The 14608-nt window shown below is 33.1% G+C and carries 9 protein-coding genes and 1 pseudogene; all 10 read left to right on the top strand.

The window, feature by feature from the left end; translation table 11 throughout:
• Positions 1-194: 194 nt before the first annotated feature.
• The 10 genes and pseudogenes from CLU83_RS17580 to CLU83_RS22695 all read left to right on the top strand — a co-directional run bounded on the left by CLU83_RS17580 (position 195) and on the right by CLU83_RS22695 (position 14595).
• Positions 195-608: a GPW/gp25 family protein gene (locus CLU83_RS17580; protein WP_100432813.1), complete on the top strand. Its 414-nt coding sequence runs from the start codon at positions 195-197 to the stop codon at positions 606-608.
• A 7-nt stretch (positions 609-615) separates the two neighbouring features.
• Positions 616-3861, top strand: coding sequence for a baseplate J/gp47 family protein (locus CLU83_RS17575; RefSeq protein ID WP_100432812.1), 3246 nt, complete (start codon positions 616-618; stop codon positions 3859-3861).
• A gap of 10 nt (positions 3862-3871) precedes the next feature.
• Complete coding sequence (locus tag CLU83_RS17570) at positions 3872-4351, top strand: hypothetical protein (protein WP_100432811.1); 480 nt, start codon at positions 3872-3874, stop codon at positions 4349-4351.
• 5 nt (positions 4352-4356) lie between these two features.
• The gene (locus CLU83_RS17565) at positions 4357-6897 is read left to right on the top strand and encodes a hypothetical protein (RefSeq protein ID WP_100432810.1); all 2541 of its coding nucleotides are present in this window, start codon (positions 4357-4359) and stop codon (positions 6895-6897) included.
• Between the two features lie 10 nt (positions 6898-6907).
• Entirely contained in the window at positions 6908-9883 is a 2976-nt protein-coding gene (locus tag CLU83_RS17560; protein ID WP_100432809.1) for a hypothetical protein, read from the top strand.
• 10 nt (positions 9884-9893) lie between these two features.
• On the top strand, positions 9894-10460 hold the full coding sequence (locus tag CLU83_RS17555) for a hypothetical protein (protein ID WP_157802136.1): 567 nt from the start codon (positions 9894-9896) through the stop codon (positions 10458-10460).
• 3 nt (positions 10461-10463) lie between these two features.
• The gene (locus CLU83_RS17550; protein ID WP_100432807.1) at positions 10464-12038 is read left to right on the top strand and encodes a contractile injection system tape measure protein; all 1575 of its coding nucleotides are present in this window, start codon (positions 10464-10466) and stop codon (positions 12036-12038) included.
• A 25-nt stretch (positions 12039-12063) separates the two neighbouring features.
• Positions 12064-13272 (top strand): DUF4157 domain-containing protein, encoded by a 1209-nt coding sequence (locus tag CLU83_RS17545; protein WP_157802135.1) that lies wholly within the window; start codon positions 12064-12066, stop codon positions 13270-13272.
• A 75-nt stretch (positions 13273-13347) separates the two neighbouring features.
• A complete protein-coding gene (locus tag CLU83_RS17540) occupies positions 13348-13728 on the top strand; it encodes a hypothetical protein (RefSeq protein ID WP_100432805.1) in 381 nt (126 codons plus the stop codon).
• Between the two features lie 162 nt (positions 13729-13890).
• Positions 13891-14595 (top strand): annotated as a pseudogene (locus tag CLU83_RS22695) (DUF4157 domain-containing protein).
• The last annotated feature ends 13 nt before the right edge of the window (positions 14596-14608 follow it).

Here is a 14608-nt window from a genome sequence, read left to right as displayed (position 1 = left end):
TTTTCATTGATAAAAATAAAATGGTCTTGAATTCCCGAGAGCGCGTGAGGGATAGAGCAAGGCGCCAAAGCGCTCGTGATAGCCCGACCCGGTTGAGAAAGGGGCTGTATGAGCGGTTCTATAAGTAAGCCCCTTCTCTCAACCGGGTCACGCCCAGATAATTAAAATTGGATAATTATTATAAAATTAACTTGATGAAAACAGATTCATTTTTAGGAACAGGATGGTCATTCCCACCCACTTTTAACAACTTAACCGGCACTGTGGAAATGGTATCTGATGAGGCCGATATTTTTCAGAGCCTGCATATTTTGCTTTCTACACAACTGAAAGAAAGAGTGATGCGTTCTGATTTTGGCTGTGATTTGACTGCTTTATTATACGAAAACATAACCATTACACTGCTTACCAAAATAAAGGTTATCATCGAAAATGCCATACTGTTATATGAACCGCGTGTGGATTTACTGAATGTAGATTTTGCTATGGTTGAAACCAATAATGGATTAATCAATATTGAAATTACGTATAGAATTAGAGCCACCAATTCCAGAAAAAATTATGTATTCCCTTATTATTTAGAAGAAGGAACATTTGTAAAACAATAAGTGTACAATGGAAAATTGCAAATCGATATTATCAATACACAACGGAATGGGGACTACTCAAAATGATCGGGTAAAACCTGCTTTACAACCCGATTTTTTCCTTCTTGACGAAAGAAACGAACAGGACTTTATATTATTTGTGCAAAAACTTTCGGAATATGTAAATTTCTTTAACGAATATAATATTTCAGAAAGCAATTGGTCGGTTTTTTTTCAGAAGGAATCTACTTCCATCCTTATATTAATTGCACATTGGAATATCGAATTGCTTCCAAACTCATTTGAAGTTAAAAAAAATGAAATCTACTTAATTGTTGATCCTACGACACAAAAAACGAGATTAATAGAGTATTTTAATTTGATATATACCGAATTTGATAAACTAGAGAAAAAAACAAAATTACTGGACGATGAAATCATTGAAAAAGAAAATTTAGTCGCTGCTGCTTATTCCATCAAAAATCAGTTTGAGCTTATTAAAAATCAAATAAACAGTTCTGCAGACATTTCTGCTCTTTTAAAAAATTATGTCTTTATTAAAACGACACAGCAACTTTTCGGTCTATTACTTTCATGGAAAAATTTTACCAAAAGTGCTATCGATTTCCAACTTAACAGTTATCCAAAACATTCTCCTCAATACACGCTGTTCCTTTCTTTTTTAAAGTTATTGGACATTGCCAAATCCAAGCTAAATGAATACACAAAAAATCATTTGGACTTTTATTATAAAGATATTTTACGCACCGAGAATCAAAATGCAAAACCGGATTACGTTCATTTAACAGTGGAACCTTTTGATGCAAAGCCTTTCCTGATTCCAAAAGGAACTGCTTTTATAGCAGAGAAAAACAGTATTGGTCAGAAAAAATTTTATGAATCTACAGCTGATCAAGCTGTAAATGGGATCAAACTGCATTCTTTTTTGAGTATGTATCGCCAGCAAGATTCCTATTTCAAGGCAGATTTACTTGCTTTTAATACCAAGAATAAAGGATTTAATGCCTTTACAACCGAAAAACAATCCTATAAAGAAGGAATAATGATTGCCAGTCCTATTTTTTATTTACAAAGTGGGGAACGGATTATTTCTTTGCGATTTAATGATAAAGATTATAAAGCATCTGATTTTGATTTTTATATCACGGGAGAGAAAAAAACCTTTGAAATTACATCAAAAGACAATAACGAAAAGGAATCCAAAACCGGAAAGAATTACATTCGATTGAAAATTCCAGCCACCGAAAAAAAAATCATCCCCTTTGATAAAAAATTACACGCGGAGTTTTTGATTCAAACTGAATTTCCCGTTTTGAAAATTGTTCCTAAAAACATAAATATTATAACTGCTATCGAAACTATTTCGATTCAAGTGGACGTGAATCAATTCAAATCGTTTGTATTGGATTCCGACTTTGGAAAAATCGATACCGAAAAAGCCTTTTTCCCTTTTGGTGAAATTCCAAAAACAGGCAATGGTATGATTATTAGTTCCAATGAGTTTTTTATGAAAAAAAATGCAATCGCCTCTATTATATTGAAATCAGACACACAACATTATAATTTAAAACCCTTTACTCTTACTAATGGTGTTTATGAAGAATATAAAAAGGAAGCATCGTTTTTAATGCCAATTTTAATACCCAATTTATCTCCATATTATTATAATGTATCACTTCTTAATGAGTTCCAAATTTATCAAGCCCTGCCGATTCGTTCTTCCAATGAATTTACTGCAGAGTCTAGTTCCAATACGATTGTAATTCCTAATTTATATCCTTTATCCGAATACAATTATAAAGAAATAGCCAGTAATCAAATTGTTGCAAACGGAAAGTTTAGAATAGAATTATTCGACAATGCATTCAATGCTGATGCTTTTATGTTTAAATATATAGTCGCTGCAACGAAACCTGCAACACCTTTACCTTATAAGCCAAGGGTTAAAGAATTTACTTTTAATTATTCTGTAACCGAAAACATTAAATTAAACACACGAAGTGGGGAAGATAACCCAATAGATATTTACAGCATATTACCCTTTGGCTATGCCAAAATAATGAACAAAGAAGTTTTTCATTTTATACAAAAGAACCCTTTAGAAGGAACCCTTTTTTTAGGATTTGAAAAAGCGAACCCAAATGACGGACTCCGTTTTTTAATACAATTGGAAGAAGGAACCGCAAACCCGTTACTAGAGCCTGCAAAAGTATCGTATGAATATCTGGACAAAAACACTTGGAAAAAATCAGACTCTAATGCTATTGGGGACGAAACTTTTTCCCTCACACAATCTGGGCTTATTTCTATTACTATTCCAGAATTTGATTCAACATCGAATACCGAACTGGAATCGAATCTTTTTTGGCTCAAAATCTCAGTATCAAATATCGAAGCCGTATGCAAATTCGTAGGAGTTCACGCTCAAGCTCTGAAAGCAGTTTTAACTGATTATGAAAAATCGGGAGCAGTTTTTTTGGAAAATACCCCAAAAGAAACCATTAGCAAAATCTACACACCAATAAATAAGGTTAAAAAAATCATTCAGCCTTATTCCTCTTTTAGCGGAAGAATCAAAGAACCAGATAGTGCTTTATATACCAGAACCAGCGAGAGACTGCGCCACAAAAACAGAGCCATAACCACTTGGGATTACGAAAAAATTGTGCTACAGGAATTCCCCGAAGTCTATAGAGTAAAAGCATTAAACCATTATAGATTTGACACTATGATTTCAAATGTTTCAGCGGGATATGTGACTTTAATTCCAGTTGCAAAATCATCAGTTTCGGATAACATCAATTGGAAACCGCTTTTAAGTTTGAATAAAATGCTCTTGATAAAAGAACATCTGGCCAAAATTGCGTCTCCTCACGTAAGAATTAATGTTAAAGCTCCCAAACAGGAAAAAGTAGAAGTCATTTTCAAAGTGAAATTTCATTTGCAGGAAGGAATGAATTCCGGATTGTACATAACTGAATTAAAACAAACCATTAACACCTATTTAAGCCCTTGGGCTTATGAAACATCCGAAATAAATTTTGCTAATGAAATCGAATTTTCATCATTAATTCAATTAATTGACAATCAGAGTTATGTTGATTATCTCATTGATTTCAAAGTTAGTCAATATATTCTTGATGCTAATAATGAAGTCGTGGGAAGTGCGATTCAAAATCTGAATAAAATTTCGCCACAAACAGATTACACATTGTTTATCCCAAATGATTCCCACCAAATTCTAGCAATTTAAAACGTAAACTATGCCATCTGAATATTATATAGAAAAAAATAGGGTATTACCTCCTTCCCAGGATTTTCAGTTCTTGTTGAAAGAAGGCTTGCGGTATATTGAAAAATTAGGCTCTAAATTTTGGACTGATTATAATGCTCACGATCCGGGAATAACAATTTTGGATGTATTATGCTATGCCATTACGGATTTAGGTTACCGATCAGATTTTGCCATAAAGGATCTTTTGACCAATAAAAAAGGACTAATAGAAAACAAAACGTTCTTTAGTGCATCAAACATTTTTACAAATGCTCCGTTAACCGAAACAGATTTTAGAAAACTACTTATCGATATTGAAGGAGTGGCAAATGCCTGGTTATTGGCCACCAAAAAAGAAGTTGACGCTTATGGTTATTTCGTGCCGAATGAAAGTGAAGCGAAATTATACATCAACAAATTGGAAGACAAACTGAGTTTAAAAAGCACCAATAAAAAAATATCGCTTTAAGCAAATTGCAGTTAAGAGGTCTGAATAAAATAAAAGTAGAATTGGACGATGATCCCATTTTAGGCGATTTGAACACCTTGATATTAGAATTCTCCTTCTGGGAAAAAACCCGTTGGATTAACCTTAAAATAGTTCCTCAATTTACGCAATGGGATCATCCAGACAGCAACTTATTTAAGAAAATGAATGCGCCGTCAAAAATTACAATCGAAAGCGTAAAAAAAACACAAGACATTGTTTATCTAACAGTTAATCGATATTCTAAACCTAGCGAATCTTTACACTTTAGAATATTCTCCGAAGACAAAAATGAACTTGATTTGGTTTTGGGTCATTTTAAAACCGAAAAAAATGTTTGTGAAATTATTTCCTTATTCGCAAAAAAGAAAAACAAAATTCAGGAGATTTTTTCGACCATTTCGGTACGACTGCATCAAAACAGAAACCTTACCGACGATTATTTATGCACTCAAATCATTGAAAAAGTTGACATTGGAATTTGTGCCGATATCGAAATTGAGCCTGGTGCCGATGCCATCGTCGTGATGAGTCAAATTCAAATCGCCATTGATTCCATTATTTCGCCAAAAATTAATTTCTATTCACTTTCGCAATTAGTAAAAGAAGGATACCATTCTGAAGATATATTTTTAGGTCCAAAGCTGACACACGGTTTTTTAAAAGACGAGGAAATAGAGAAGGCACAATTGACAAACGAGATTCACACTTCGGATATTATAGCCGTTTTGATGGCGATAAAAGGTGTCAAATCGGTCAAAAATCTTTTGATGACTGCTTATAATCTTTTAGGAAAACCTATTCCAAATGCTATAAATAAAAGCTGGGTTTTGACGCTTAACGGAGAAGTAAAACCCGTTTTCAATGCGCTAAAATCAAAGTTGTTGCTGTTTCAAAAAAACATTCCTTTTCTGCTTTCGGAAAACCAATTAATGCTGGTAGAGCAAAAAGTGATTATGTCTAAAACGCTCTTCAACCAAAAAAAATTAAAAGGGGCAAACAATGATTTTGAGGTAGAAAACGGTACTTACTATCCACTTAATAGTTACAGTAGCATACAGGATGAATTTCCGGTTACGTATGGTTTGGGCAAAAATTATCTTTCAGATAAAGAAACCGATCTTAGGAAAGCGCAGGCAAAACAGCTCAAAGGATATTTGTTCTTTTATGAGCAAATTTTAGCAGATTTTTTCAGTCAGCTCTACAACGCAAAAGAATTGTTTAACACAGATGTTGATGCTCTCAAAAAGTCCTATTTTCCTACGTATTTGGACAAAGACGATGAAACTGGAAATGATTTTTATTCGAAAGAATTATATAAAGAGGGTTTTAAAAAAATACTATTGGAAGGCGAATCCGAAAATGATGTTTCATTATACGAGTCCAAAACCCTTTTTTATGACCGAAAAAATAGAGTTTTAGATCATTTGATGGCTCGTTTTGCCGAAAGTTTCAGTGATTATGTTTTTATGATGTACCAAGTTTCCGGTGACACATCGGGTATGGGAAGCCTTTCGTTTGACTATGATGATTTAATACTGGACAAACAAAATTTTATCAATGCGTATCCCGAAATTAGCAGTAATCGCGGTTTGGGAATCGATTATTTGAATGCAGCCATTGTTTCGAATACACTGCATTTTAATCCTTTTTGGAAAACGGATCATAGAGGCGGTTACGAAAAAAGGGTAGCCAAACTATTAGGAATAAACGAAATCCCCTTAAGGAATATTGTAACCGAGGAAGGGCCTCAAACACAATGGACAGTTGAAACCCTAAACGAAGATTTTCTATTTAAAATTATTACCCCAGCGACAAATCTGCAAGAAAAATGGGATTGGGCTCAACTGCATTTTTTGGATCAAAACCTTTATAAAATTTACAAAGTTGGGGTTCATTTTTACTTATACTTAGTAGATGATAACAAAAAAATAGCCAGACTTGAGCATAAATTTATTTCGGAAGCGAAAGCATTTGAATATCTACAAAAAATGATAAAAACGCTCAATCTGTACTATGAAAATTTCTATTGCCTAGAGCATATTTTGCTGAGACCTTTTAACAATAAAACCTTTTTGGATGATGATTTATTGTCCGTTTGCCTGAATGATGAATGTGATGATATTGCCAACAACGACCCTTATTCCTTTAAGGCAACCATTGTATTGCCTGGTTATCTTTCGCGTTTCAAAAATTTAACTTTTAGAAAATATGCCGAAAAAATATTCAGACAGGAAGCTCCAGCCCATGTTTTATTAAAGATATGTTGGGTCAATGAGAAAGACTTGCTGGCTTTTCAAAGAAAATATAAAATCTGGCTTCAAAACCACCGACAATATCGATTAGATTTTTGTAGAAATAAACTAACACCTGCCAAAGAAACAAAATACAAAATCGAGTTAAATGAGCTTGTCGTGGCACTAAAAGAGCTCAACACGATTTATCCAGAAGGGAATCTTTATGATTGTCAATTAAGTGAATCAATCAATCCAATTATTTTAGGAAATACATCATTAGGAACTTTATAACAACAATATCATGGAAGCATATAATACACCTATTTATCCAGTTTTTGAAGCCGATCAGGTCTTAAGTCAAAAAGAGCTTAATCTGGTAGTAAGCCACTTAGAAGAACAAGATCGTATTACAAGAAAAAATCTAATTGGTTTAGGGATTGTTTGTGGATTAGACCTTTCTTTTCTAATCGATAATACTGTAAAAATTAGTTGCGGTACAGCAGTTACCTCACTCGGATTTCAAATGAACTGGTCAGAAACAATACTTACCCATTATCAGGATTTTGATATGCCAGATACTTTCCTGAAACCAGATTATACCAGAGAACCGCATTTGGATTTCATTTTTAAATATGTCTCTCAATATGAATCCATAAAAAATTGTATTGAACTGCTTCCTTCAAGTTCCGCTGTTCCCGCTAAAAAACCTATTCCAAAAGATTTTTTTATCAATAAGGCTATTATACTTTTTCTTGAAGTTTCCCTAATTGACCAAAAAAACTGCAATACAACCAATTGTGATGACAAGGGAAAACGAATGGAATTCATAATTAGACCTTTGGTTATTCCTATAAATGAACTCACAAAAAGTTTACTTCCAGAACAACATTTAGAAGATAATTACTCAAAATTAACGTTCCCAAGATATAATGTTCCCCATAAAAATTTAATTACAGGCATATCTGTTTTGGATGAATTCAAAAAAGTGTTTGAAGTTACTCAACTCCTGACTATTTCAAACGCTATCAAAGACCTTTATACGGATCACAAATATATTTTGCCCAATGAAAGCAGTTTTACAATATTCGAAAACAGCAAAGCAAAAATGGATGAAATGCTGAACATTCATAAATCGAATGTGGGTGTGCAATATCTTTGGGACTGGATTTCGGACATAACGCTGGCATACAATGAAATTATAGAATTCAAAAAAATCAATCCTTCTTTTTGCTGTGTCAACGAAAGCCTATTTCCATTTCACGTGGTTTTGGGTACTAATGCTACGAATAGCAGTGTTTATAGAACCGCTTTTACTCCATCGTTGAATGCAACCAAAAAAGAAGCTTTAAAACTCAAAAAAATCATCCTCCTTTTTGAACGATTGGCTTCCATAATCAATTCTTTTGAAATGCAAAAAGTGGGTAAAATAAAAATCACTCCTTCCACCTATGGTTCTGATTTTTTATCCAAAAAAGCGATTCCTTTTTATTATAACCAAATCCTTGATTTGAATCAAAAATGGAATCCGGAATTAACCTTAAAAACCAAAAACGACACCATCCTTTCTTATCTCTCTGACATTCCAAATTATTCGAATAAAATCGAAGTACAAAAACCATTATTGTTCGAAATGGAACCGTACAACTTTTTTAGAATTGAAGGCCATATTGGCATGAATTATAAAAAAGCGATCAAAGATCTTACGCTAATAAAAGACAGTTACAGTCTTCCTTTTAAAATTACAGCATTAAACGCAGTGGATTTTCTCAATAAAGAAGTTGATATTCTAAAATTTGATGGACGATGGGATGATCTGGAAACTGATTATGATTTGGCTCGAAAAAGAATCTACAACATCACCGAATTTGTCATTAAATGGATGGATGTGAGAAGAGATGCTTTGGAACAAAACAAGGTTATTACCAAACAGAATATTGATAATTTCAAAAATATTTTGGCACAATTGAAAAACCTTTTGACCAATGATTTAAAAGAATTTTTGCCCAATTACAAATCATTTTATGAAATATTCAAACAGTTAAATTATGTTTTTTTATTCCATAGATGGTGCATTCAGTTATTTAATACCACCTTATCTACACTTGCAGAAGATTTAATAGACCGTATGGACGACATCAACGAATTGTTCCTAGACGATCCATTTACCGTAATCTATGAAGAGGCCAACTTGAGATGGCAAAAAACGTATAAAGATTTATTTTTTTCTACCTATATAAAAAAGCATCCTGGACTCGAACATAAAGCAGGTGTTACCAAGGGAGGGACTTTTGTTTTGGTTTATGTTGACAGCTCTATTTTTAAGGCTGCCGCTCCGCCACTTCTATACACAAACTTACTCACAGCAGTAACCTCTTATCGAAACAGCATAAATATTGCAGATAGCGTAAAACAAGAATTAATAGACAGCGTAAAATTCACCGATTACAAATCCCAAATAAAAACAAAACCAATTATTGGTGACAAATGCAAAGCCGAAACAGATAATATTAAAGCAAACTTATTAGAGGTAGCCAAATACAATATGGATGAAAACTATACTCTTGAAATGAGTGGTTTTATTCTCGAAAACATAAAAAATGCTTTACAATATGAAATCATTCCAATTTCTAAAGGCAATACATTTCAACAGCTCATCATTGCCGATTTCTTCCTGCCCTATGCCTGTTGTGGCGATGGCAATACAATCGAAGTAAAAATAGAAGTCAACGAACCTTTATTCATTTCATTAGACATCCTTAAATATTGCAACAATGACAGTGATGAATACGAAATAAAAATTAAAGGTAAATCAGGAGGTAAATTCTCAGGAACCGCAAAAAATGCCGTGATTCAAAAAAGTGACAAATACTATTTGGTTCCAAATCTACTTGCAATCAAAGTATCGCAATCCCATACTTTACAATACGAGTTGGATGAAGAATTTAGCAACACTATCAATTTCGAAATTTTAGCTTCTTCAACATTGAAATGGACGGCTGAGAGAGATAAAAAAGATCCAAACCAATTTCAATTTATCAATCCTATACCGAATGATACACACGAATATCAATTTGATTTTGGAGATGATGCAGAAATAACGACAAAAGAAAGTACAGTTTCACACATCTTTAAATTTAATGAAAAAGTACAGCTGTTTACCGTCTCAATCAAGCAATTGGGAGAGGTTTGCGAAAACAATCAGACCATAATAGTCAAAATGATTGGCGATTTCAGGGCTACAGATTTTAACGAAAAAGATTTCAATACTAACAAATAAAAGCAATATCATGGCAGCAAAAAACAAAGCAGTAATTATTCAAGAAATTGATACTATTATTAAAACGGGAGGTGATATCAAAGCAACCGATACAAATACCATACTTAAAGATATTTTAGACTGCGTAGAACTAAACGAACAAGGGACAACCGGCTCCTCCACTTTTGCCTTTGAAAGCAAAACGACTTTAACGGATCCACATGGAGCTTTGCTTGATTATTCGATTAGAGGAATTGAAGGATCATTTGCAAACATCACTTTTAAAATACAGATTAAAGAAAATAACGTGAATGATTTGAAATTCCCGAATGATAATCCACAAATTATGAAAGCCCTAGACTCTATCATTGATTCAGGCCAAAGCAACCAAATGGATTTTTTAGTAAAAATAAAAAAGACACAAACTGGCTCAACTGATGGCAAAAAATTTAGAGTGGGGAGTTTAAGTTTTTTTATAACAAAAGATTTATTTTCTATTAAAATCGAAAGCCAAGAAATCAATGACAACCTTTTTAATGGCGATCAGATTTTCACTTCTATTGCAATTCATTGCCCAAAACCTAACATTAAATTATAGCAAATGCATTTACTCCAACAACATACCTTTGATATTCAGTGTTCTTCTCCAAGTTTTGGAAAAGAAATACAAAATCAATTGAGTTCATTGTTGGAGAACCAATTTTATCCAAAACTCGAAATTTTATTCGATAAATATGCCGTTGACAAGCACACTTGGAACACAGATTTAATTGCACTTGAACTGCCTGATTTGTCGAGAAAAAATTGGAAAAATGAACTGGTGCATCATTCTTTACTGCAAATCGAAGAATACCTAAAGAACAACATTCCTCTTTTTGAGATTGATAATGCTAACAACCATTCTTTACTGCAAATTGAAGAATACCTAAAAAACAATACTTCCCTCTTTAAAATTAATAATCGTAACAATCATAACATTGCACAAAAAGGTTTTACTACTAAAGAACAACATCTAAGTTTTTTGTTGTTTCATTTTTTAAAAACAGGTGTTTTGGCAGAAAATTCTATTTCTAAAAATCTAACTGAAATTGTTTCTAAAATAGAAATCACAAATGAATTTCTAGAAGAACTTATTAAAAATCTAACTGAAGATATAATCTGTTTTGAACGATGGATTTTTTCTATCTCAGTTTTTTTTAAAAAGAAGAGTATTAATTCTTTACTGGGTTTCAAATTAATTTCAGTTTCTCATTTCCAAGAAATTCTTCAAAATCAAGAAAGCAATTTGTATGAATTAAAACAATTTAAACAGCTATTCAAAACAAACAAAGCTTTCGTATTACAATGGCTTGAATTAATAGAATGGACAAACTACATTCAAAAAAAGTCTAATTCGAAATCTATTCTTTTTAAAAACTTCATTGAATTATCTTCAAAACATTGGGCAATTTCATTGGATGAAATGAGAGCAATTTTTAAAATCATAAACACTAATAGTAAAACCGACAACAAAGCTGTTTTTCAAGAAATGAGTTTTTTTATCGAAAGTTTAAAAAGAAGTGATACTCCAAATTCATTGAAGAATGATTTCATAGAAATAATAGAAAAATCAAATGATTATACTTTTGATGAAAGCCCAGAAGTTACAAAATCAAAAAGTATCAATATAAGCGAAACGCAATTTATAACTAATGCAGGTTTGGTTATTTTACATCCATTTTTACAATCATTATTTGAACAATTGAACTTGTGTAAAAATGATATTTGGACCACGAAAATGAATCAGCACAAGGCTGTTTTATTGACCCAATTTATGATTACAGGTCAGGAAAAAAGTTTTGAAAATGAATTGTTTTTAAATAAAATTCTATGCGGATTTCTACTGGAAAATGTGGTGAACGCCCAATTGAAAATTACAAAAAAAGAAAAAGAAAAATGTTATAGTTTGTTACAAGCCGTTTCTGAACATTGGAAAGTAATGCAAAAATCCTCTGTAGAAGCTTTGCAAGAATCCTTTTTGCAAAGAAATGGTAAAATCGTAATTCAAAGCGAGTTCCGTTTTGAATTATGGGTGGAAGAAAAAGGGTTTGACATACTACTGGAACAACTTCCCTGGGGCATAGGGATGGTCAAAACCCCATGGATGGAAGAGTATCTAATCTGCAATTGGAGTTGATTATTTAATGCTAAAGAATATTGTTATGGACAAAATGACGTTACAACCAGAAAAAGTAAAAACTGCAAAAAGTAGTTCGTTTTTTAAACCAACCATTCAAAAAAAATTGAGTGTCGGTTCTGCTAATGACACTTATGAAGTAGAAGCAGATGCAATGGCTAATAAAGTGATGCGGATGCAGGAACCTCAACAACAAAATGTTTCTCATACGGGCGCATTGGTACAAAGAAAATGTACTGCCTGCGAACAGGAGGAAAAGTTGCAAAAGAAACCTTTAGCCGAAAATATCACGCCTTTGATTCAACGTTCATCAACAGAAAATAGTGGCGAATCTCAAGCTTCAAACCATATTGAAAACCAAATCAATAATTCAAGGGGTGGCGGAAACAGTATGGATCATGGCACCAAAAACTTTATGGAAAGCCGCTTTGGGGCTGATTTTTCAGGAGTTCGCATACACACGGGCAGTCAGGCAGTTCAAATGAGTCGTGAATTAAATGCACAAGCCTTTACAGTGGGCAATGATGTTTATTTTAATGAAGGCAAATACAGTCCTAATACTGATAGTGGGAAACATTTATTAGCGCATGAGTTGACGCATACGGTACAACAAACTGGAACAATCGGAAGGATGAAGATTCAGAGAAGCCCTAGTAGTGATCCCAGTATAAATGCTTGGCAAGAAAAACTTTCTGGTTCAACATCAGCAGATAATCTCTGTGGACTTTGTCCCAAAAATTTAGGTGTTAATTCCATAACCAGTGGATTTCAGAATGGAATTGAGCTAAAGGCATTTATCCTTAATGACGACACTTCTCATTCATATGATATAAAAAGAACTAAACACGGTAAGGTTTGGATAAAAAGTAGTGGAGCTTGGACTAATCCCATAAATCTTGGTCCGGGTAATGATGATGACTCTCATAATAGGGATGAATTCCTTACATCTCAAATTACAGTGCCTTACCTTCCTTATATTTATTCAATGGATGCACCAGGTTTTAACAACCGCGCAAATCCTATAGCTAATTCTTCTGCAACAGAAGCAATCCTAAGTGGAAATTTTATTGAGTTTGTTCGTGTTACAAGACCTAACAATACTACTTATGATGACACAAGAGCCTTTAACTGGCATTCAATGATATGGATAGTTAAAAATGTTTCTGGAACTTGGGATGTAAATGCCAGTAGAAGTGTAATTGGTACAGGACACTTACCATCTTTAGACCCATAACGCAAACAGGTTTCATAAGTCTTAATCATATATAAATAAAAATGTTTTTTCTATTAATTTTAAATCTATAAAAGTATGTTATTTGATACGTTAATAGAAGAGTCTGAAGAAATTGTTGTACTTACTATATTACTGGAGGAATTATCATTTTCTTTAGAGGAGGGTATAATGCAATATATTTATAAAGCTGAAATTCAAACCCCACTTAAAGGAAATTTGATTCCCAAAAAAGAAATCAGATTGATAACAAACAGATATAAGTTTTTAAGTGGTAATAATGGAGAATCAATACTAGAAGAAACTAATATTATGCCTGGAGATGAATATATTGCTTTTTTAATGGGCGCTCCCGTGGACAAAGATGATTCTCTTCCAAACTATCAATTGATTGACAGATGGTTGGGATTAAACAAAATCTCAGTTTATAAGTTACATTATATTCAAAATAGAAAATAAAGATTTTGAAGTCTTCCCCGTTCTCTTAATTAATACGAAAAAAATGAAAACAAACAAATTTAAAGAAATCCACTCACTGATTAAAAGTTAGGGTACTTTTTTTAAGCATCCATTCAAAAATAAATGTAGGTGCTGCGAATGATTTTTATGAATTAGAAGCAAATGCTATGGGCTGATAAAGTAATGCGAATACAAGAACCTCAACAGCAAAATGTATCTCAAATGGGCGCATTGGTACAAAGAAAATGTACTCATTGCGAGCATGAAGAGAAAATTCAAAAGAAACCTTTAGCAGATAATATTAGACCTTTAATTCAACGTTCGCCAAATTCTGAAGATGGTGGGCATGCATCAGATCAAGTAGAAAGTCAAATTAATAATTCAAAAGGTGAAGGTTCTTCTATGGATAACGGAACAAAAAACTTTATGGAAAATCGTTTTGGTATTGATTTTTCTGGGGTTCGAATTCATACCGGAAGCCAAGCGGTTCAAATGAGTAGAGAACTAAATGCATAGGCATTTACAGTAGGCAATGATATTTATTTTAATGAAGGAAAATATAGTCCTAATTCTGATAGTGGGAAACATTTGTTGGCACATGAGTTGACACATACCGTGCAGCAGGGAGGTAGAATTGGGAGGAAAATTCAGAAAAGTAATTCGTGCACTTATGGAGAAATTAGGGCATGGGCAATAACAAGTTTAAGTGACCATTCTTCACCGCCTGGATTAGCAGATGCAAAAGCAAGTATTGGTTCTGTATGTACAAGAAGAAACTGTCATTGTGTAGATGGTAGTACTGCGACAGCTCCGGGGATATTGCAGCTTGGACAAATATTGTTGCTGCAAGTGGTGGTACTGATTTAAGTGGTGGTGGGAA

This window comes from Flavobacterium sp. 1 (genome assembly GCF_002797935.1).
Lineage (GTDB): Bacteria > Bacteroidota > Bacteroidia > Flavobacteriales > Flavobacteriaceae > Flavobacterium.
The sequence above is the reverse complement of the archived record's forward strand: the minus strand, read 5'-3'. Positions and strand labels throughout refer to the sequence as shown.